Genomic DNA, 21,824 nt, shown 5'->3' with positions numbered 1-21,824 from the left:
CTCCTCTTAACCTTCCAGCACCGGGCAGGTGTCAGGCTGTATACTTCATATTTCTATTTCGCACAGCCATGTGTTTTTGTTAAACAGTTGCCTGGACCTATTCTCTGCGCCCACCTGTTACAGTGGGACCCTTTATCCCGAAGTTACAGGGTCAATTTGCCTAGTTCCTTAACCGTGAATCACTCGAGCGCCTCAGTATTTTCAACCCAACTACGTGTGTCCGTTTGTGGTACGGGTACTACAATGATATGCTTAGCGGATTTTCTAGGGAGCCTGTTTACATCCATATTGCCTTGTGCAAGCACTCGGCATACTGTCAGGTTCGACTCTGGGTGCGGATTTGCCTACACCCATCGACGTCTACACCCTTTAACCACCTATTCCGTCAGATGGCAGGATTGTCACTTCTCCGTCTCCACATCGCTCACTGTACTAGTAAGGGAATATTAACCCTTTCTTCCATCGGAATCGCCGTTCGGCTTATCCTTAGGCCCCGACTTACCCTGATCCGATTAACGTTGATCAGGAAACCTTAGTCTTTCGGCGAGGGGGTTTCTCACCCCCTTTATCGTTACTTATACCTACATTTGCTTTTCCAGTTACTCCAGCAAGGGTTATCCCTCACCTTCGACGCCACTGGAATGCTCCCCTACCATGTGTTACCACATCCATAGCTTCGGTAAACGGTTTATGCCCGAGTATTATCCACGCCGGACTCCTCGACTAGTGAGCTGTTACGCACTCTTTAAATGAATGGCTGCTTCCAAGCCAACATCCTAGCTGTCTCTGCAGTCTGACTTCGTTAGTTCAACTTAACCGTTATTTGGGGACCTTAGCTGATGGTCTGGATTCTTCTCCTCTCGGACGCGGACCTTAGCACCCGCGCCCTCACTCCTTATCAATATATAGCACGCATTCGGAGTTTATCTGGACTTGATAGGCGGTGAAGCCCTCGCATCCAATCAGTCGCTCTACCTCATGCTATACTAAATAAAGGCTGCACCTAAATGCATTTCGGGGAGTACGAGCTATCTCCAAGTTTGATTAGCCTTTCACCCCTACCCTCAGTTCATCCGAAAGCTTTTCAACGCTTACCGGTTCGGTCCTCCAGTTGGTGTTACCCAACCTTCAACCTGACCAAGGGTAGATCACTTGGTTTCGCGTCTACTCCCTCCGACTATGCCGCCCTGTTAAGACTCGCTTTCGCTTCGGCTCCGTACCTGAAATACTTAACCTTGCCGGAGAAAGTAACTCGTAGGTTCATTATGCAAAAGGCACGCCGTCACCACTTAAAATGGCTCCGACCGCTTGTAGGCAGACGGGTTCAGGGTCTATTTCACTCCTCTGTTCGAGGTTCTTTTCACCTTTCCCTCACGGTACTGGTTCGCTATCGGTCTCTCGGGAGTATTTAGCCTTACGGGATGGGCCCCGCTGTTTCACACAGGATTTCTCGTGTCCCGCGCTACTCAGGATACCACTAGGCTGCATCAGGGAGTCGTGTACCGGGCTGTCACCGTTTATTGCCGTCCTTTCCAGAACGTTCCACTTCCCTGAGTTTTTGCCACGTCGTGGTCCTACTACCCCGTTGTTGCCTAAACAACAACGGTTTGGGCTGTTCCGCGTTCGCTCGCCACTACTTGCGGAATCACTGTTGTTTTCTTCTCCTATGGGTACTTAGATGTTTCAGTTCCCCACGTTTGCCTTCCTTACGGAATGGTTGGCCTTCTACCAACCGGGTTGCCCCATTCGGAAATCCTCGGATCAAGGGTTATTTGCACCTACCCGAAGCTTATCGCAGCTTATCACGTCCTTCTTCGCCTCCGAGAGCCAAGGCATCCACCGTCTGCCCTTGCTTACTTTCTTTATACACGGCACCGATTAGTGCCGGATTGATATATCTTCAGCTTGCTCTGTTTTGTTACTTTTTTTTGAAGTTGTCCAATACGTCAAAGATCTTTTTCAGGTGACAGTTGACAAGTGACAGTTGACAATTAAGCAACTATGTTGTCCAATATCCCTTTTTTTGTGGAGAATAACGGATTCGAACCGTTGACCCTCTGCGTGCAAGGCAGATGCTCTAGCCAGCTGAGCTAATCCCCCAAGGTTCAGGTGACAGTTGAAATGTGACAATGGACTGTTTTTTGTCCCACACTCTGACTGTAAACCGGATTTGAGTTTTTCTTTATCGTTAACTGTCAACTTTCAATTGTCAACTGTCAACTTTTAAGAAGTAGTCCCAGGCAGAGTTGAACTGCCGACCTCTACATTATCAGTGTAGCGCTCTAACCAACTGAGCTATAGGACTGTCAACTTTTCTAGCCCGGGATTGTCATCCCAGCTTCTTGTTTTCTCTCTCTTCTTTTGTCGAGATCTATATATGAATACATATTCAACCGTAGTACAAGAACATACTGTCTTGTTTATGAGACCACCATAGTCATATCTCTGTGCTCCAGAAAGGAGGTGTTCCAGCCGCACCTTCCGGTACGGCTACCTTGTTACGACTTAGCCCCAGTCACCAGTTTTACCCTAGGCCGATCCTTGCGGTTACGGACTTCAGGTACCCCCGGCTCCCATGGCTTGACGGGCGGTGTGTACAAGGCCCGGGAACGTATTCACCGCGCCATGGCTGATGCGCGATTACTAGCGAATCCAGCTTCACGAAGTCGGGTTGCAGACTTCGATCCGAACTGAGATGGGGTTTGGAGATTGGCATCCTGTCGCCAGGTAGCTGCCCTTTGTCCCCACCATTGTAACACGTGTGTCGCCCCGGATGTAAGGGCCGTGCTGATTTGACGTCATCCCCACCTTCCTCACAGCTTACGCTGGCAGTCTCACCAGAGTCCTCAGCTTGACCTGTTAGTAACTAGTGATAAGGGTTGCGCTCGTTATGGCACTTAAGCCGACACCTCACGGCACGAGCTGACGACAACCATGCAGCACCTCGCAAATGGCTATTGCTAGAAGGGTGTTTCCACCCCGGTCCAAATGCGTTCAAACCCGGGTAAGGTTCCTCGCGTATCATCGAATTAAACCACATGTTCCTCCGCTTGTGCGGCCCCCGTCAATTCCTTTGAGTTTCACCGTTGCCGGCGTACTCCCCAGGTGGATTACTTAACGCTTTCGCTGTAGAGCTTACATTGTATCGCAAACTCCTAGTAATCATCGTTTACTGCGTGGACTACCAGGGTATCTAATCCTGTTTGATCCCCACGCTTTCGTGCTTCAGTGTCAGTTATGGTTTAGTAAGCTGCCTTCGCAATCGGAGTTCTGCGTGATATCTATGCATTTCACCGCTACACCACGCATTCCGCCTACCTCAAACACACTCAAGTAATCCAGTTTCAACGGCAATTTTATGGTTGAGCCACAAACTTTCACCGCTGACTTAAATTACGACCTACGCACCCTTTAAACCCAATAAATCCGGATAACGCTCGCATCCTCCGTATTACCGCGGCTGCTGGCACGGAGTTAGCCGATGCTTATTCATACGGTACATACAAAACGGGACACGTCCCGCATTTTATTCCCATATAAAAGAAGTTTACAATCCATAGAACCTTCATCCTTCACGCGACTTGGCTGGTTCAGGCTCGCGCCCATTGACCAATATTCCTCACTGCTGCCTCCCGTAGGAGTTTGGTCCGTGTCTCAGTACCAATGTGGGGGACCTTCCTCTCAGAACCCCTATCCATCGTCGGTTTGGTGGGCCGTTACCCCGCCAACTGCCTAATGGAACGCATGCCTATCTATCAGCGATGAATCTTTAACAAATATTCCCATGCGGGACCCCTGTTTTATGGGGTATTAATCCGACTTTCGCCGGGCTATCCCCCTCTGATAGGTAAGTTGCATACGCGTTACTCACCCGTGCGCCGGTCGCCACCCGGTATTGCTACCTGTGCTGCCCCTCGACTTGCATGTGTTAAGCCTGTCGCTAGCGTTCATCCTGAGCCAGGATCAAACTCTTCGTTGTTAATTTTGTTTGTCTTGCCCAGAATATAACTATCCTTTTTATCGTAGTCTCTTTTCCTTGACGGTATGTTCGTATTTCTACGTTTTCTTGTACTACTTTAGTTGATATGTAAATCTTTCAAAGAACTTTTGCTTTCGTTTGTTTTGCGATTGCGGCTGCAAAGGTAAGGAGTTTTTTTTATCTGCCAAATTTTTCGGCAAAAATATTTGAAGTTTTTTCTCCGACTCTCAGAAGTGGTTGGACATATTGCTTAGACTGGCTAACCTCATCCCCTACTCTTGATTTATCTTACCTCTCCTCCATCATGTCCTATTACGCCGTTCTCTCTCGAATGCGGGTGCAAAAGTAGTGTTCTACCTATTACGCTCCAAATATTTTCATGCCTTTTTTTCATCTTTTTTTTAACATAACGAACGGTTATTAATGGTACACGTACACGCGACAGATTTTTACTACCTCTTCCCTTTTTCCTCTACAGGAAACCTTATTTGCCCTACCACTTACAGAAAATCCTGCAATAGTTCAGCTTCAGGGATACGCAACAGGTACTGCACAACTGCCCAACATATAGGGGTAATCAAAGATTAAAAGAAACAAACTTGCCTGATGGGAAGATTGAATGGAATACCAGATAAGACACATAGCAGCCACGGTTGCACCTTAAATATAAAGATAAAATTCTACCAGAACAAAAAGAGATGAATCAACCAATATTAGCCTATTTTCTATTAAATAGAAGACACTCTTAATGTATCCAACAAATCATGGTTTATCGGTTTATCGTTCTTTATTGCTTTCGAAAAAGGCACATAAACGATTTTATCATCCTGAATACCCATCATTACATTACGCTGGTCATCTAACAGAGCATCGATTGCTGCAACTCCCATACGGGTAGCAAGAATACGATCCTGCGCCGTAGGAGAACCACCACGCTGCAAGTGACCAAGAATGGATACACGGACATCGAACTGAGGATATTCTTTTTTCACACGTTCGGCAACCCCCATAGCACCACCGGTAACTTCGCTTTCGGCTACCAACACGATACTGCTGTTTTTGGATTTGCGGAAACCATTCTCTATCATTTCTGCCAACTGGTCTTTTTCCATCGAGATTTCAGGAATAATAGCTGCTTCAGCACCGGAAGCGATCGCTCCGTTCAAGGCAAGGAAACCGGCATCACGTCCCATTACTTCTATAAAGAAAAGACGGTCGTGTGAAGTCGCCGTATCACGGATTTTATCCACACATTCCATAATGGTGTTCAAGGCCGTATCATAACCAATCGTAACATCCGTGCCAAACAGGTCGTTGTCGATTGTTCCGGGAAGTCCTACAATAGGGATATTAAACTCCTGGGCAAAAATACGCGCACCGGTCAATGTCCCGTCACCACCTATGGCAACCAATGCATCGATACCATGCTCTACCAATCTATCGTGTGCCTGTTTGCGGCCTTCCGGAGTTTTAAATTCCATGGAACGTGCCGTTTTCAGAATTGTTCCGCCACGCTGGATTATATTACTTACATTCTGAGTCTTAAATTCCTCGATCTCATTAGTGATTAAACCTTTATAACCACGGTAAATCCCTTTTACGGACATCCCGTTATAAATAGCAGAACGCGTCACCGCGCGAATAGCTGCGTTCATTCCCGGAGCATCACCTCCGGATGTCAATATACCAATACATTTAACTGCAGGCATAACGGTCTAAATTTTATTTTTGAAACAGATATCGTCTATTTTTCAAACCTTACAGTTTTCAGATATTCCGCACATTTTTCAATTGAAGTTTTACTGTCGACAGGAGGAGTATCCATTTCAACAATATAGTATTTAACCTTGGCTTTGTGGGCTGCGGAAAATACAGCTTTATAATCGATTGTTCCCAACCCCAAATCTTCAAATGTCTTGCCGTTGGGTTTAAGGTCTTTCAAGTGAAGCGACAACACACGTCCAGGATTATCATTAATAAATTTAACCGGGTCGGCACCACCTCTTATGGCCCATGCAACATCAAGATAATAGTTTACCAGTTTAGGGTCCATCACTTCTAGCATAACTTCACTGGGGCTCTTACCATTTATAAGCTCAAACTCTTTTGCGTGATTATGATAAAGTAACATCAAACCATTTTCCTTACAGATCTTACCTGCCTTATTGAGAATATACGCCCAGTCTCTCCAAGCCTCTATCGTGTTACGCGAACCGCCAGTACTGCTGTAGCATACAAGATATTTGACACCCCAAAATTTAGCATTCTCAATGGCCTGCATAAGTTCCGTACGATCTTTTTCATTAATAATAGCCTGAGGACTTACAGAAGTGATAACGGGCTTAATACCTAATGATTTGAGAAAGGGTTTCAGCTCTTCACGTGTCATACCCCATTCCACAGGGATAGGGTTATCCATTTGTGTATATCCCATTTTTGCCATATACTCAAGGCATTCTGTGGGATTCGACTTTAACCATTTTCCTCCAATACGCTTGGGGATTACACCGAATTCTTTGATCTTCCCTTTGGGCTCTTTGAGTCCTTTGGCTGATGCCATATCAGTATAACTGGTTCCAAGCGCAAAAATAAGCGCAGTAAATAATAGCTTAAATAGTATTCGTTTCATAATTTCAATTAGAATTTTCTTAAACAAGTTGATTATATATATCTAAAATAAGACAAATTACACCCAATAAGACCTCATTCATACTCACTGCCAAACTGTATGGTGTAAAATTTTCTACAGGATAAAATCTTATACTGGAATCTTATCAATTCTCCGTTGATGCCGCCCACCTTCAAAAGGAGTATTCAGGAATGTTTCCACCGAACGGGTTGCTTCTTCCAGGCTGATAAACCTTCCTGGCATAACAAGAATATTCGCATCGTTATGCTCACGAGCCAAACGTGCTATTTCTTCTTTCCAACACAAAGCAGCCCGTACGCCCTGATGCTTGTTTAATGTTATAGCTATTCCATTGCCCGTTCCGCAGATAGCTATTCCAGGATATACTTCTCCAGCTTCAACAGCAACAGCGAGAGGATGGGCAAAATCAGGATAATCACAACTATCCGTAGAATTTGTTCCGAAATCTTTATAAACGACTCCTTTAGAATCAAGTAATTGTTTTACATACTCTTTAAGTTCGTACCCTGCATGGTCACAACACAAACCTATTGTTTTCATATTTGTTATTAAAAAATTCAATGTTCATTTCATTCTGTCTAAGAAACCTAATTCTTCATCCAAAACAGATTATAACTCGTCTATTACTATTGAGGCTGGAAGTTTACAATCAATTAATTTGCTTTCCTTTGAATTGATTTGTTCCAAAAGGATATCAAACGAATTTTTACAAATCTCCTCCATTGGCTGTTTAACATATGGAATAGGTATTTCTGTAGCCATTTCCATTCTACCGAAACCAATCACCTGAACATCTTTCTGGACTTTAATCCCCATATTAATTAAACAGCGAACTGCTATAGATGAAATGCCTCCTGTTGCTAAAAAGACACCGTCAATAAGTCGTTTATCCTTCAATTTTTCTTTAAAAAATACAGAAATTTCATTCTTCGAGTTAAAATAATCCACTTCAAAAATGAGTGTTTCATCGTAATAACCAAGAATAGACAAGGCATCAACAAAGCCCCGCTTTCTTTCTTGCATGTGCATGAGACTTTCCTTATAAGTAATCATCGCTATTTTTTTACAGCCTTTCCCTATTAAAAGCTGTGTTGCAGTTTTGGATATTTCATAATTATCAATGATAACCCGACTCGTATGAAAACTTTTAAAATACCGGTCTATATAAATCATCGGAATGTTTGGATTCAGGCTTTCAATAGTTTCTTCTTCTATATTAGAAACCGGAACCATAATAATGCCGTCAACAGACCTATTTGTCAACATTCTGAATATAGGTTCCAAACGCTCTTTCTTTTCACCGGTATTAACCACAATCAAAGCATAACCTTTTTTCTCAGTATATTCCTGAAGATGATAGGCTAACGTCCCGAAAAACACATCTGCAATATTTGCGACCACAAGTGCAATCGTACGAGTACATCCTGTACGGAGACTACGAGCAACTTCATTGAATTGATAATTCATTTTCTTTGCAGTCTCTAATACTTTCTTTGCCAGTTCATCACTTATACGACCTTCCTTTTGCTTTCCATTCAGAACAAAAGATACAGTGGACCGAGCAACCCCGGCTGCATCTGCAATATGCTGCATAGATACTTTTGCAATCTTTCTATCATTCATACATTATTTGGTTTTTACAAAATTAATAATTTTTACAGATAACGTCGAATAAATGAATTACTCAATTATATAAAAAAATATATACATGACTTTCCCAATAGAATAGTTTAATAAACATTCTATTCTATTTCTCTACGATCGATTAATCAATATCCAATTAAATAAACTCGCCAAACCTCATTTTCACATAACCTGAAATATAGTTATCTAAAGTCAGCTCATCCTCTAAAAAATAAGAAGGATGAGACTGACTAGATAGCTCCTTTTTCTACAATTCAACTTTCATTACTTTAGTCATATTATAGCGATTACTCGGATTCTTAGCTCTTGCTGCAACCCTAACGTAATAAGTTCCAGAAGACAAATCTTTAATTTCATTTGTAAATTGAACCCCTGAATCTGTTTTTTTCAATGTTCTTTTTACAGATTTTGTCGAAAAATTCACTCCAATATTAGGATTATTCAAACCGACATAAACGACAGCCTCCTGTAAATCCGTATTTCCACGATTGATAACTTTATAAGTAACTTTTATCGTCTTATTTTCCGTTTTAACCTCCACTAGATCTATAGAGACGTAAGGAGTTACTATAAAATTCTGCTCAACAGTCCCTTTTATATCCAATATTACACTGTCAACAGGTAAAAAAGCCCCTTCTACTGGAGTAACAATATATTGACTGGCCATAACTTTCGTATTCTGAAACGTTCCATCTGCCTTTCCCCAGAAATATAAGGGAACAGGAGTATCAGACCACCCTATATCCTCCAGCTTTATTCTATATCCATTCGGTTGTTCCGTCTGAATAGGTTCATTTGTGAACTTGTCAATCACCGCTCCTCTAAGTGTTTCGTCTGGTTCGGCAAAATCATCCATACCACACGCACCTAAAAAAAGCATTAATATTACACCAACAATATTGAATAGTTTATTCATATCTGTCAAATTTATATTTAATTAATAACCAGGATTTTGAACCAAGCTCTTATTAGTCTTTATATGATCCGGATTAATTGATGCATAATAAGTATGAGGATGGAATATATACGTTCTTTCTGTACGCTGTTTTTTTAAGAAAATGTATTTTCCTTCATCATGCACATAATATACCTCCAGAGTTCTCCACTGCCGATTCGCAATTTCCTTATCTGCAACACGCCATCTGATCAAATCCCAAAAAGTCTGTCTCTCAAAAGCCAATTCACAACGTCTTTCTTTCCGCACCTTTTCTAAATTAAATTTATCTACAGGAATAGCTTTCGTCCCTGCTCTATCCCTGATTTCATTAATAATTCCACGTGCTTCTTCCACATTAGAAGAGCCTCCCAATTCAACCAAAGCTTCCGCACGGTTTAAAAGGACTTCCGCATAACGCAAATCAACCCATGGATGGGCTTCCATCTTATCACAATTGGCACTAGGCAAAGTTTCATCACAATATTTACGAAAATAAAATCCGGAAGTTGTTGTTTCGGCAGTTCCAGGACCACTCTTTCCTATAATAGGCCTTCCTTCGTACATCGCATTAAAGTCCGAAGATATTTTAGGTTTTGCATTTGGAGAAAACGTAGGATAAATACCATTTTGGACATCTATAACCTCATTTTTAAACACATCACCCGGAAATATTACCGTAGCCCTTAAACGAGGTTCCGCTTTTGCAAATAAATCCATACGATCCTCATAACGAATAGGATTATTTGCAGGGCCCGTTTCCAAAACAAAAGGATTACCATCTACATCATCATACGTTTCTATTAAATCCAATGTAGGATTCATGCGAGAAGATGAATTGGCAGGACTACGCATCTGCCAAGGGATAAAATAACGGTCATATCGATGTGTTTTCTCCGGATAATGGAAATATTCAGCAAAAATCACTTCTTTATTCGCATTCGTTTCATCATAAAAAATAGCATAATAGTTTGCAAATTTGTCCGGATACTTCTGTTTATATAATTCGTATCTTCCGCTTTTTTCCAGTTCTTTAGCAGCCTCTATGACCAAATTAAAATATCTGTTTGCTTCACTTGAAGGAATACCTAAGATTCCATCCATGGAGGGATCAACAGTTCCATATTTAGCAATTGACCCGGCAAACAACATTGCCCTTGTTTTCAAAGCATAAGCAACCCCTTTATTCATCCGGCCCTTTACTGGAGATTCCCAAGATAGATATTTCAGAGATTCATCAATATCTTCTGCAATAAAATCATACACTGCCTGTTCTTTCGCACGCGGAACACTTAGTTCTTCTATTGTCATCTTTGCAGGATCCTGAGGTTCTTTGATAATTGGAACTCCACCATAAAGCTTTACCAAACCAAAATAATAATAAGCACGTATTAGATAAGCTTCACCTAAATAAGCATTATAATCCTTCTCAGAAAAGTTGTCTTTGTATTTAGGAAGTTCCTGAATCAGATAATTTACATTTCTAATACTAGTATATCCCCACCAGCGAAATTGAGTACCACTATAATTACCTTTAAAATCACCTGTGCAAGTTAATGCCTCACCAGACCAAAAGTCAGAACCGTCTTTTTGATATCTTACAAAATCCTCCCAAGGTAAATCCTTATACAGCAATGACATATAAGCATCCACTCCTGGTTTATCCTGAAAAATATCATTATCAGTTACTATATTGATAGGCGGAACATCCAGATCATTACAACCTACAAATACAGACAAAAACATCAATATTGCTAAATTATATAACTTCATAACCTTTAGTTTTAAAATGTAAGATTTATACCGATATTATACGTTGCACTAGCTGGATAAGTATAACCACTGTCACTATCATCCGGACGTTCGGGATCCGTAATTCCATTCACAGGTGAAAATGTTAGCAGGTTATAACCATTCACATATACTCTTGCCGCCTGAATACCAACTTTTTGCAATAAAGGTTTAGGCAAAGAATATCCGATTTCCAACGATTTTAAACGTAAATAAGAACTATTCAATTTACTCATTTTTGAAGCCCTTAGCAAAGAGTTCCATGCCGGTGTATCACGGAACGTAGAAGGATATTTTCCAGGTATCCATTCACTGTTCGGATCAAACTCATCTGCCCGATGCCAGCGGTCCAAAAAGCGGGATAATCCGTTTCGCCCCCACATCAACGGCTGGAAATGCTGTTGAGGGAAATCGCGGACAGTTACGCCAGTTCCTTGAAATACCGCAGAAATATCAAATCCTCCATAGGCAGCTTCTAATGTAAAACCATAATTTATACGTTCGCCGGTAGCTACTACAGGATGCTCATCATTTGCATCTATTATACCATCTCCATTCCAATCTTCATAATTATAAGTTCCAGGGAAAAACGATGAATTACCCTTGGAATCCATAATGGGTGCATTATAAATTTCATCAAAACTACCTAACTGTCCATTCACATCATAACCCCATATAAAATCCCAATAACGATTTGAATCATTATTTCTCCAATCATTATAATAACTGGTACTTTCCGCACGTTCCCTATACAAGTTTTTCCTTCTGGTGTAACTAAAGTTACCTGAAACCCTATAACTAAACTTATTAATCTTATGGCTGTGAGACAATTCTATTTCAAATCCACTTCTTCTATTCGAATTCAGATTTTCCTGTGACATATTTGCCCCAATTGTTGAAGGTAAAGCATTAGCTCTATTTGCCAAAAGACCTGTTTGCTTTCGTGCAAAATAGTCAAATGAACCACTTAACAGACCATTCCACATGGTAAAGTCCAATCCCACATTTGTCGTTTTGGATTTATACCAGGTAATTTCTACATTAGGAATATTGGAAGAAGTTATCGCACCTATATAAGAATCAAACATATAGCCACCGGAAGGATATGTATAGCCACTTAAAAATTGATAAGATGAAGAAGCATCAGATCCCATAACTCCATAAGATAAACGCAACTTTAAATTATTTATAAACGATAATTTCTTTTTAAAAAAATCTTCTTCTGAAATTCTCCATCCTCCTGATATCGAGGGGAAAAGTCCCCATCTATGTCCCGGAGCAAACTTAGAAGAACCATCATAACGTGCACTAACTTCAAACAAATATTTAGACTTATAGTCATAGTTTATCCTTCCAACAAAACCTTTATTCGTCTGTTTATAGATATTACCAGAATTTTGCGTTGCTTGCTGGTTTTCAGTATATCCGGCAAACATTTCATCTATGACATCCATATTTGTTTCACGCTGTCCGGCAAAATTGTCTGCCTGCTGGGTTCCTTCTTCATACAAGAGTAAAGCATTAATATTATGATGTTCCAAAAACTTTTTTTTGTAAGCCAAACTCAATTGGAGTAGCGTATGCTCTTTCTTTATATACTCACGTTTAATTTTGGAAGGGGACATATATGCCGATGATTTATAGGTATCGGTATCTTTATTATACTCCCACAAATTAAAGGCTTTATTAAAAATCTTATTATCCTGGACCTGGTAGTCATAACTGTACGAACCTTTCGCCACCAATCCGTCAATATATGGGATTTTATACTCCAGATTGAATGTTCCGGAAAAATTCTTTCTTTCCCGATCATTATATCCACTTATATCTCTATCGGTTATAGCCAGTGGATGTAAACCGTCTGCTACCTTATTCAAATATTCAGGATTATCATTTGCATAAGCAGGGATGATTGGTTCCGTACTCCAAACACCTTTATATAGCTGACTCGAATTTTGACTCATATTCTGTTTGTCATCCATCCAAGCACCGATAAATGCTTCGGCTTTTATACGTTTTGTCAATTGAGCACTGATATTTGAACGAATATTGTATCGCTGATAATTCAGAGAATTACTTTCAAAGAAACCATCCTGATCGAGATAACTGAAATTAACAAAATAAGTTACTTTTTCAGTTCCACCATTTACACTTATATTATGCTGCTGTTGTGGTGCAAATTCACGTTGTCCCATATGAGCCCAGTCTGTACTTTGTTTAGTTCCATTACGATATTCATCAATTTGCTCTTTTGTAAAAAGGATCGGACGGTTATTATTTAACTCCCGTTCATTCATTAAAGTCATATATCCGACAGCATCAAGTACATCCGGTAATCCTATCGCTTTCTGATATCCAAAGAAACCGTTGTAATTCAGTTGTGTTTTTCCTGCAGTTCCTTTTTTTGTCGTAATCAAAATAACTCCATTAGCAGCTCTTACTCCATAAATAGCAGCAGAAGCATCCTTTAATACGGATACAGATTCTATTTCATTTGGATCCAAGGCATTCATATCCGGGCGAGGAACTCCATCAACTACAATCAAAGGCGCTCCCATCCCGCGAATTTGAAAATCCTGCATACTTATAGCCCCCGGTTCTCCTGTTTTTTCCCAAACACGTAATCCTGGAATTTTGCCAGCTAAAGTATTAGATATGAATTGGTTTTTCGTATTTACAATCTGATCCGCATTTACAGCAGAGACAGCACCAGTCATAGTTGCTTTCTTTTGGGTACCATACCCCACAACCACCACTTCTTCCAATTTCTGCAAATCTTCAGACAATACGATTTTCAAAGGACTACCTGCCTTTATTTTAATTTCTCTACTCACGTAACCGATATAAGAAACTAACAGGACATCTCCCGGAGCAGCATCTATAGAAAATCCCCCATTCATATCGGTTATTACCCCTGTATCTTTCCCTTTCAGCATGATATTAACACCAACAAGCGGTGAATCCGATTCATCAATAACCGTCCCTACAATTTTCCCAGCCTGTTGTTGAATCATCCGTCCAGATACAGAATTAATAGTATTAGTTCCCGGCAGGTCTCCTGCAAAAAGAGAACCGGGAAATGCCCCTGACAACAAGAACATGATAACAAATCTGAAATCAAGCCATGCATGGGCTTTTCTGATTTGTATTTCTTTAGCACGTGTTTTTTCAATCTTAAATGTCATATTGTAATTTTTAAATTTATAGGTTGACAATTATGTAAATTATGGACCAGAACTACAAAACGCTCTGGCATCACTCATCTTTACAATAATAATCCCAAGCTATCCAGGAACTTTATTTTAAAGTTCTCGAATCCATATATTACGAAAACTAATGGGTGCACTGGCATCTCCATGTGCCTGCAAACGGATAGGTCCTGCACCATGTTTCACTACTTGAGGTAATCCGATATAGGGGGTTGTCCCCTGAATATCTGTATTATTTTGTATTAGAACCCCATTATGCAGAATCGTTACTTTCGGACGTGAGCGGTAAGTGCCATCCGATTTAAAAACAGGAGCTGTATAAATAATATCATATGTATTCCATTCGCCCGGCTGACACATGGCATTAACCAAAGGAGCCGTTTGTTTGTAAATACTTCCGCTTTGTCCATTAGCATATGTCACATTCTTATAGGAATCCAGTATCTGGATTTCGTAAATCCCCTGCAAAAATATCCCACTGTTTCCACGTAATTGGCCTTCCCCTTTTATCTCTGAAGGGATACGCCACTCTACATGCAACTGGAAATCACTAAAGGTTCTTTTTGTCTGAATATCCCCAGCTTCCTTATTTACTGTCAACACTCCGTTTTTAACAGTCCAGGTCGAATTGTTTTTTGCCGAACTTTTAAACTTCGTCATATCTTTACCTTTAACCAGCACATTCTTATCTGGCGCCTTTTCCCACTGAGATAAATCTGTGCCGTCAAACAAAATGATTGCATCAGAAGGTGCAGACAAACATCCATTGGATAAAATCCGGCATGGTGAAACAACTTGTGGCTGTGGAGTCCAAAACTCTGTCATCTCATGTGTCATAGGGGGAGGCACTGGATATTTATCCTCCTGCCCATAAGCCATAAACACACTGCTTAAAAAAAGTAATCCTAAAATTTTTCTCATAACTCCTTGTTACATAAATAATACTAGTTTTTTACATCTCTATTTTTACCTGGTACCGGTATCGGGTAAGTACTCAAATCCACATTCCGAAGGGACAATTCTCCCGGTACTAAATCCATATCCGAAGCCATCATTTGCTCCCAAGATATTTCCTGCCCTGTATAGGCTGATATACGCCCCATAATAGCAGTCAACGCTGAAATAGCAGACTCTTCCGCTTGGCTGAAAGGCTGTTTATTCCGGATATGGTTAATCCAATTGACATGTTCAAGAACATAAGGATTTGTCTGTTGGTATTCCTTTTTCTCTTTCTCCACATCATATTGCCATAAAATATTCCCTTCCAAATCCCGAATGGTACCATTATTCGACCACGAACCTTTACTTCCCTGGATTATTTCGAAAATATTATTTCGGCAACCGTCTATCTGGCGACACATACTATGGACATGAATACCCCCTTCATATACATAATCAATACTAAACATATCATATTGGTCTCCTGTCTGACGGCGTTGACGGGCGCCCATACCTACAGCTTTCATCGGTTTTATCCCGGAAAACCAGTTAAAAACATCCAAATTATGAACATGTTGCTCCACTATATGATCCCCGGATAGCCAGGTCCAGTTTCCCCAATCCCGGATCATCCATTCCATTTCTGTCCATTTGGGATCTTTCATCCGAAGCCAATGAGATCCGGTATTCCAGCAAACATTAGCTGATATGATTTCCCCAATCAATCCGCTCCGGACTTGTTTGTATCCTTCTATATATTTTCGATTATGGTGCCGTTGCGTACCGGCAATAACAGACAGTCCTTTCGAAACAGCAACTTTAGAAGTAGCCATAACCGAACGGGCTCCCACCGGATCCACGGCTACAGGTTTTTCTAGAAAAGCATGCTTGCCTGCTTCCACAGCAGCTTTGAAATGAAGAGGTCTGAACGCCGGTGGTGTCGTCAGCAGAACAATATCGACTCCTGAATCGATCACTTTCTGATAACTGTCAAAGCCTGTAAAGCAATGATCGTCAACTACATCCTGATTAAACTTTTTTTTCAGCATTTTACGAACCTCGTCAATCTGATCCTGAAAGACATCCCCCAGAGCAACAACTGTGATACCGGATGCCGCCTTCAGCAAGTCAACCAAGGCGCCAGCCCCCCGTCGTCCACAACCAATCAATCCGGCCTTCAAAGGAATACCGTCCACAGCCTTATCCGGTAAAGATTCAGGAATATACCATTCCTTTCCTGCCTTTAAAGGAACCGGCTTTTCAGTCGCAGTATTACTACAGGACGTCAATAGACTGCTTCCCGTTCCCAGTAAACCTGCAGTTCCGGTCAAAGCCATTCCCGACAAAAAAGCTCTCCTGCTCAACAAATTATCTTTTTTCATATTATTTCTTATTTTTTATCAGGTATAGATAGGTTTCAGTTTCGTACTGATGTATTTCATACTTTCCGTTGCAGATTCTGTCGGAGTCAAAAACGTATGGTCTTGTTCTACATTCAACCAGCCTTGATATTTAACCTCCTTCAAAATCTCCATTACTCCCGGAAAATCTACTTCTCCTTTTCCCAATTCCCTGAGATTAGGACCAAAAGAGGGACGTTTAAACACCCCTGTTGTATCCTTCAGATGAAAATAGCCAAGTCTGTTTTTATACTTCCGGACAATGTCGACAACATTTCCTCCCCCTAGTTGAATATGTCCTGTATCAGGAGCCATCAAAACATAATCAGGATCTGTAAGCTCCATAATCAAATCTATTTCGTCCGGTGTTTCCACTATCGTATTAACATGTGGATGCAAGCAGATTTGCAATCCGGCGTCTTTGGCTATCTTGCCCAGTTCATTTAGAACAGGAGCAGTCCCCTTTATCATTTCATTTATATCCCCCTGTGCACGTCCGGGAGGACCGATAACCACCGTCTTGGAATTATAAAAACTCAGATTCTCCATTGTCTGCTTAAAATCTGAAATTATGGTATCTTTCTGCGCCGGATCGTAAAATTTGCGTCCGAAATAATTACCGGTCACCGACAATTTTTTTTCCGCTAACAAATCACGGAAACTTTCACGAGTGAAACCATGCTTACTTAATTCATCTTTACGGGGGGTAAACTCGATCCCATCCAATCCCAGGTTTGAAATATCCTCAATAGCTTTAGATAAAGAGATTTTCTCACTTTTATAATCACGCCACAATATCCAGCCCATCGACCATCGAATATTAGGTGTTACCCTTGAGCAAGAAGATGAGACGAATCCCGTTCCTGCCAACAACAATGAAGACATTGCCGCTCTTTTTATAAAATTTCTTCTATCCATATTTTACAATTTTATAAATTAGATAATTATGCATCCGGGTCAACTTCCCGATAAGCTTTAATAACAGCCAGCTCACCTTCTTTACCCGGCTTACTTTTCCCATGTTCACAAGATAAAATATCGTTATACCCCCTATTATGAAGATACTGGAATATATTCGTATAGTTTATCTCACCGGTTGTCGGTTCGTTACGGCCCGGATTATCTCCTATATGGATTGAACCAATATGATCCCAACACATTTCCAGATTAGGTATTAAATTTCCTTCCGTAACCTGCTGATGATACAAGTCATCTACCAACTTACAACAGGGATGGTTAACCGCTACACAAATCATTTTTGCCTGAGACGTTCGTGTAAGAAATACTCCAGGATGATTAATCAAGGTATTTAACGGCTCTAAAACTAATTCCAGTCCTGCGTTTCCAACTATATCACAACACATCCGTAAATTATCAATAACATTTGCCGTCTGATATTCTAAATGCAACTTCGGGTCAATGTTCCCCAAAACAACAAGCCCCTTATTTATTCCAGTCCGTTTTTGGACTTCCAGACCTGCCTCCATCTTTTTTTTCATCCATTCTCGGCTGGAAGAATCATTCAATACAAAATGTATGCCTCCTGCTGTTTTCAGGGAAAACTGGCCCAATTCCAACCCTAGACGCTGTGCCTCATTCGCTATCTTTTCCTGCTCGGCTGGCGGACGGCCTACCAATCCTAGATCGTAAGCAGCCCGGAAACCCTGATCTGCTATAAACTTAAGATTATCAATAGGGTCTTTACCGGCATGTGCATTAAACATTCCCAATGTCGGAGCATACTTCATTGTAAACTTCGCTTTATTGGAAATTATGGGCCTTGAAGATTCCGAGGTGGTAGAAAAAACGTTTCTACTTACACCGGTAAAGGCTATACCGCAAGCGGCCTTCTTGATAAAATTCCTTCGTTCCATAAGTTTGTTCTTTATTTATTATACCATTCTCCCTAAACAACCATTGCCACACCAACCAAAAACAAGGATGAAAAAATAAGCTTTCGAAAAAGGATCTCGCTAACCTTCTTATGAATTAATTCGCCAACTACAATACCTGCAATCAAAAAGGGTAACAAGAACAATAAGTCCTGTCCGATTTTCAAAGTCAGGCTCCCTTCATTCATATATTGTAGAATCAATACTGTATTTAGAGTTGTCCATAAAAGGCACATCGTTGCCCTGAATTGTGATTTATCAGGCAATTTACCCGCCGAATACAATACTATCAAAGGTCCCCCCACGGCAAACGCTCCATGTACAATACCTCCGACAAAAAGAAATAAATAACCTACAAACGAGGGAAGCTTCCAATTACCCTTATCCGGTACATAGCATTTGAACAATTGTACAGCAGCAGATATGATAATAAAAACGCCCAGTATTTTTTTCAGAAGAGCTGCATCCAAATTTTTAAACATCAGAATTCCCAAAGGCAACCCCAAACCTGCCAGTAACAGGATTATTCCAAATTGTTTCCAATTAATAGAACTAAACTTCGTTACTACAAAATAGGCTGCCAATGCCCAAGCCAAAATAGATAACACTATTTTAGCCTGCTCCAAATCATCCATCAGGAAAATCACAAATGGAAAAGCCAAAACCGTACAACCAAAACCTGTTATCGCTTCCAGTGTATGGGTGACAAAGATGATGAGCCCTACCAAAAATAAAATCTCAAACATTGACACGATCAGACGTTTTATTTCATTTTACCTTTAATCAATTCGAAAATTATACGAGAGTCTACCTTGACACTGTTATTTTTCATTTTCGGATCATCCAATGATTTATCAAACAATTCATTTACCTGTTCATCCGAAAGTTCTATGTTCAAATCCTTCAAAGACAACGGTAATCCAAATTTTTTCTTCAAGGTTATAATACGGTCTAACAAAGAAGACAGTAACGCTTCTTCCGTATCCCCATCAAACAACTTACGAGCTATCTGTACCAGACGCATTCTTGTTTTCTCATCCCGAAGATTCAATTGAAAAACATCTTCCAGTGTAAAAGCACAAGCTACTCCATGAGGTACATGCCATTCTTCCGAGAAAATAAATGAAAGGGCATGAACTGCTGCTGTTCCTGTTATATTAAAGGCCGTACCTGCCATACAAGCACCCTCGAGCATCTCCTTCCTACCTGCTGTTCCTCCCGAGATGGAACTATCATAAGCGATTTCCATCCATTGCAAAATATGTACGGCACTCTCAATCGCCATTCTGTCCGTCAAAGGAGTCGCATTCTTATTCCATAATGTTTCCAAGGCATGAGATAAAGCGTCAAAAGCAGTTGAAGCTGTGATAGCCGGAGGAAGATCTTTCACATAATCTGTCACCAGAAGTGCTATATCAGCCTGCATTAATGGAGAGCCCAATGTATATTTCCGGCCACTACGGGAAGTATAGACTCCCACTTTGGTTACTTCAGAACCGGTTCCGGCTGTAGTCGGTATCAAAACTAATTGAACATCACGTTTTTCAATTTTTCTTGTGGCTGAAGCTCCCAAGTAATCGTCCAAATCCCCTCCATTACTTAAAATTGCAGCTACCCCTTTAGCAGAATCCAAAGAACTACCTCCGCCAATACCTATAACAATATTGATATCCTTGCCTTCAAGAGCATTTACCATCGACATGATATCTTCGACTTTCGGATTTGGAAAGACTTGATTCAATACTTCTACTTTGCGTATTTTCTGTAAATCTGCCAACATCTCATCCCGTAATTTTAATGAATTATTATCCATTATAACACATACGTTAGCAGCGCCCCCTTTACAATAGAAAATCAATCTATCCAGATCATCTGCTGCCAGATGATCTGTTCCTATTATTTTTGTTCCTGTTATAATCTGTTCAAACATTTTGTTTTCATTTTAGATTTGTATCTTCCAACTCGCCGATTTCTTTGACACAATTGGCTAAGAAAATTTTCCAGTCGTCTGCAACTCCATCCGTAAAGTTGGTTTCCAGCCAGGCATCAAGCATCAGACATGCATGTTTGCCCGGTGTCAGCCATTCACCAAAAACAAGCACATTACAATTATTTACAGCTTTTGCCTGTGCTGCCATGAATGTATTAGTCACATGTACAGGATAAACCCCTTTGAATTTTGCAGCAGTAATTACACTTCCGGCTCCAGTACCGCAAATAATGATACCTTTATCATATGCACCGGAAGAAACACCTTTGGCCACAGCAGCAGCAGCTTTATGATAAGGGACAAACTCGCCATCTTCTTTCATTCCAACATCTTCCAACTGATATCCTTTATTTTCAAGATAAGCAATCAAATCTTTTTTCAGAGTCAATCCCGCACGTGTACATCCGATTATAATCTTTTCCATTTTTCTATTTTTTATATGATGATTGTTTTAATAAATTCAAGGTCACTTCCACAATATGTTCGGCTGTTAATCCAAATCGTTCCTGCAAATAACTCTGCGTACCGACTTCCCCGAACTCATCTTCGATTCCTATCCTTTTCATAAGAATCGGATAGTTCTCAGATAAGACTTCCGATACTGCCGATCCCAACCCGTTCATGATCTGATGGTTCTCGCAAGTAACAATCGCACCTGTTTGCTTTGCATACTTCAGTACCAGGTCTTTGTCTATCGGTTTAATTGTATGCATGTCAATAACTGCTGCGGAAACTCCTTTCTCTTTCAATTGTTGCCAAGCTTTCAACGCTTCACCAACCATAATACCGCCACATGCAATCAATGTTACATCCGATCCGTCTTTTAATACTTTTCCTTTTCCTAATTCGAAAGTTTCATTTTCGTCATACAGTTCCGGTAATGGTTTCCTATGCAAGCGCATGTACGTGCATCCTTCATAATAGGCACTCTCTTTTACCAACTGTTTTAATGATACCGGATCGCTGGGTTCAAAAACAATAAGCTTTGGAACATCCCGCATAATACCCATATCTTCAAAAGACATATGGGTACCTCCGTTGAAAGCTGCAGATACGCCCGGATCCGTACCAACCAGCTTTACATTCAGGTGAGCATAATTAGCCGATATAAAAAATTGATCATACGCTCTCCGGGAAGCAAAACAACCAAATGTTGTGGCAAAAGGTATTTTGTCTCCAGCAGACAAACCGGCTGCAGCACCTACCATATTCGCCTCAGCTACACCCATATCAAAAGTTCTATCGGGATACATATTTTTAAAGCAGGTAGTTCCTGATGCTTTCATCAAATCAGCTTCAAGGATAACTATCCGATCATCTTTCTCAGCAAGCTCTATCAATGTCTGTGCATAAACAGCTCTCATCTCTTTCTGGCTCATATCATTTTCTTTTTTGA

General features: G+C 40.7%; 15 protein-coding genes, 2 tRNA genes and 2 rRNA genes (1 of these 19 only partly in view). All 19 read right to left on the bottom strand.

All coding sequences use genetic code 11. The annotated features are described in order from the left end of the window. Positions 1-1,863 (bottom strand): 23S ribosomal RNA (locus ACGE0T_RS20905); it reaches 1,015 nt to the left of the window's first position. A gap of 163 nt (positions 1,864-2,026) precedes the next feature. Then, positions 2,027-2,100 (bottom strand) — tRNA-Ala (locus ACGE0T_RS20900). Between the two features lie 131 nt (positions 2,101-2,231). Beyond that, positions 2,232-2,305: transfer RNA gene (locus tag ACGE0T_RS20895), tRNA-Ile, on the bottom strand. 151 nt (positions 2,306-2,456) lie between these two features. After that, positions 2,457-3,979: ribosomal RNA gene (locus ACGE0T_RS20890) — 16S ribosomal RNA — on the bottom strand. Together the 16S and 23S rRNA genes with 2 tRNA genes alongside form the textbook arrangement of a ribosomal RNA operon. A gap of 728 nt (positions 3,980-4,707) precedes the next feature. After that, positions 4,708-5,688 carry a 6-phosphofructokinase gene (pfkA, locus tag ACGE0T_RS20885; protein ID WP_459188499.1) on the bottom strand — a complete coding sequence of 327 codons (981 nt, stop codon included), beginning with the start codon at positions 5,686-5,688 and terminating at the stop codon, positions 4,708-4,710. Positions 5,689-5,723: 35 nt separating this feature from the next. Continuing rightward, on the bottom strand, positions 5,724-6,608 hold the full coding sequence (locus ACGE0T_RS20880; protein WP_459188498.1) for a sugar phosphate isomerase/epimerase family protein: 885 nt from the start codon (positions 6,606-6,608) through the stop codon (positions 5,724-5,726). Positions 6,609-6,737: 129 nt separating this feature from the next. Continuing rightward, positions 6,738-7,169: a ribose 5-phosphate isomerase B gene (rpiB, locus tag ACGE0T_RS20875; RefSeq protein WP_459188497.1), complete on the bottom strand. Its 432-nt coding sequence runs from the start codon at positions 7,167-7,169 to the stop codon at positions 6,738-6,740. Positions 7,170-7,238: 69 nt separating this feature from the next. After that, entirely contained in the window at positions 7,239-8,252 is a 1,014-nt protein-coding gene (locus ACGE0T_RS20870) for a LacI family DNA-binding transcriptional regulator (RefSeq protein ID WP_459188496.1), read from the bottom strand. A 268-nt stretch (positions 8,253-8,520) separates the two neighbouring features. Continuing rightward, on the bottom strand, positions 8,521-9,189 hold the full coding sequence (locus ACGE0T_RS20865; protein ID WP_459188495.1) for a DUF3823 domain-containing protein: 669 nt from the start codon (positions 9,187-9,189) through the stop codon (positions 8,521-8,523). A gap of 21 nt (positions 9,190-9,210) precedes the next feature. After that, on the bottom strand, positions 9,211-10,980 hold the full coding sequence (locus ACGE0T_RS20860) for a RagB/SusD family nutrient uptake outer membrane protein (RefSeq protein WP_459188494.1): 1,770 nt from the start codon (positions 10,978-10,980) through the stop codon (positions 9,211-9,213). Between the two features lie 11 nt (positions 10,981-10,991). Continuing rightward, positions 10,992-14,183: a SusC/RagA family TonB-linked outer membrane protein gene (locus ACGE0T_RS20855; RefSeq protein WP_459188493.1), complete on the bottom strand. Its 3,192-nt coding sequence runs from the start codon at positions 14,181-14,183 to the stop codon at positions 10,992-10,994. A gap of 117 nt (positions 14,184-14,300) precedes the next feature. Beyond that, positions 14,301-15,086, bottom strand: a complete 786-nt coding sequence (locus tag ACGE0T_RS20850) for a 3-keto-disaccharide hydrolase (RefSeq protein WP_459190529.1) — start codon at positions 15,084-15,086, stop codon at positions 14,301-14,303. Between the two features lie 65 nt (positions 15,087-15,151). Next, positions 15,152-16,528: a Gfo/Idh/MocA family protein gene (locus ACGE0T_RS20845; RefSeq protein WP_459188492.1), complete on the bottom strand. Its 1,377-nt coding sequence runs from the start codon at positions 16,526-16,528 to the stop codon at positions 15,152-15,154. A gap of 18 nt (positions 16,529-16,546) precedes the next feature. After that, complete coding sequence (locus ACGE0T_RS20840) at positions 16,547-17,464, bottom strand: sugar phosphate isomerase/epimerase family protein (RefSeq protein WP_459188491.1); 918 nt, start codon at positions 17,462-17,464, stop codon at positions 16,547-16,549. A 26-nt stretch (positions 17,465-17,490) separates the two neighbouring features. Further along, positions 17,491-18,420 (bottom strand): hydroxypyruvate isomerase family protein, encoded by a 930-nt coding sequence (locus tag ACGE0T_RS20835; RefSeq protein WP_459188490.1) that lies wholly within the window; start codon positions 18,418-18,420, stop codon positions 17,491-17,493. A gap of 32 nt (positions 18,421-18,452) precedes the next feature. Next, complete coding sequence (locus tag ACGE0T_RS20830; RefSeq protein ID WP_459188489.1) at positions 18,453-19,184, bottom strand: TSUP family transporter; 732 nt, start codon at positions 19,182-19,184, stop codon at positions 18,453-18,455. A 17-nt stretch (positions 19,185-19,201) separates the two neighbouring features. Beyond that, the gene (locus tag ACGE0T_RS20825) at positions 19,202-20,368 is read right to left on the bottom strand and encodes an iron-containing alcohol dehydrogenase (protein WP_459188488.1); all 1,167 of its coding nucleotides are present in this window, start codon (positions 20,366-20,368) and stop codon (positions 19,202-19,204) included. A 7-nt stretch (positions 20,369-20,375) separates the two neighbouring features. Beyond that, the gene (locus tag ACGE0T_RS20820; RefSeq protein ID WP_459188487.1) at positions 20,376-20,852 is read right to left on the bottom strand and encodes an RpiB/LacA/LacB family sugar-phosphate isomerase; all 477 of its coding nucleotides are present in this window, start codon (positions 20,850-20,852) and stop codon (positions 20,376-20,378) included. A gap of 4 nt (positions 20,853-20,856) precedes the next feature. Continuing rightward, positions 20,857-21,807, bottom strand: a complete 951-nt coding sequence (locus ACGE0T_RS20815) for a transketolase family protein (RefSeq protein ID WP_459188486.1) — start codon at positions 21,805-21,807, stop codon at positions 20,857-20,859. Positions 21,808-21,824 lie beyond the last annotated feature (17 nt).

The sequence above is a fragment of the Parabacteroides sp. APC149_11_2_Y6 genome (assembly GCF_054506995.1).
The sequence above is the reverse complement of the archived record's forward strand: the minus strand, read 5'-3'. Positions and strand labels throughout refer to the sequence as shown.

What these genes read in the sequence shown, in the direction of transcription:
- ACGE0T_RS20845 (WP_459188492.1), bottom strand. Translation starts at nt 16,528, where the DNA reads ATGAAAAAAGATAATTTGTTGAGCAGGAGAGCTTTTTTGTCGGGAATG.
- pfkA (WP_459188499.1), bottom strand. Translation starts at nt 5,688, where the DNA reads ATGCCTGCAGTTAAATGTATTGGTATATTGACATCCGGAGGTGATGCT.
- ACGE0T_RS20850 (WP_459190529.1), bottom strand. Translation starts at nt 15,086, where the DNA reads ATGGCTTATGGGCAGGAGGATAAATATCCAGTGCCTCCCCCTATGACA.
- ACGE0T_RS20865 (WP_459188495.1), bottom strand. Translation starts at nt 9,189, where the DNA reads ATGAATAAACTATTCAATATTGTTGGTGTAATATTAATGCTTTTTTTA.
- rpiB (WP_459188497.1), bottom strand. Translation starts at nt 7,169, where the DNA reads ATGAAAACAATAGGTTTGTGTTGTGACCATGCAGGGTACGAACTTAAA.
- ACGE0T_RS20855 (WP_459188493.1), bottom strand. Translation starts at nt 14,183, where the DNA reads ATGACATTTAAGATTGAAAAAACACGTGCTAAAGAAATACAAATCAGA.
- ACGE0T_RS20870 (WP_459188496.1), bottom strand. Translation starts at nt 8,252, where the DNA reads ATGAATGATAGAAAGATTGCAAAAGTATCTATGCAGCATATTGCAGAT.
- ACGE0T_RS20825 (WP_459188488.1), bottom strand. Translation starts at nt 20,368, where the DNA reads ATGTTTGAACAGATTATAACAGGAACAAAAATAATAGGAACAGATCAT.
- ACGE0T_RS20815 (WP_459188486.1), bottom strand. Translation starts at nt 21,807, where the DNA reads ATGAGCCAGAAAGAGATGAGAGCTGTTTATGCACAGACATTGATAGAG.
- ACGE0T_RS20820 (WP_459188487.1), bottom strand. Translation starts at nt 20,852, where the DNA reads ATGGAAAAGATTATAATCGGATGTACACGTGCGGGATTGACTCTGAAA.
- ACGE0T_RS20880 (WP_459188498.1), bottom strand. Translation starts at nt 6,608, where the DNA reads ATGAAACGAATACTATTTAAGCTATTATTTACTGCGCTTATTTTTGCG.
- ACGE0T_RS20860 (WP_459188494.1), bottom strand. Translation starts at nt 10,980, where the DNA reads ATGAAGTTATATAATTTAGCAATATTGATGTTTTTGTCTGTATTTGTA.
- ACGE0T_RS20840 (WP_459188491.1), bottom strand. Translation starts at nt 17,464, where the DNA reads ATGGATAGAAGAAATTTTATAAAAAGAGCGGCAATGTCTTCATTGTTG.
- ACGE0T_RS20835 (WP_459188490.1), bottom strand. Translation starts at nt 18,420, where the DNA reads ATGGAACGAAGGAATTTTATCAAGAAGGCCGCTTGCGGTATAGCCTTT.
- ACGE0T_RS20830 (WP_459188489.1), bottom strand. Translation starts at nt 19,184, where the DNA reads ATGTTTGAGATTTTATTTTTGGTAGGGCTCATCATCTTTGTCACCCAT.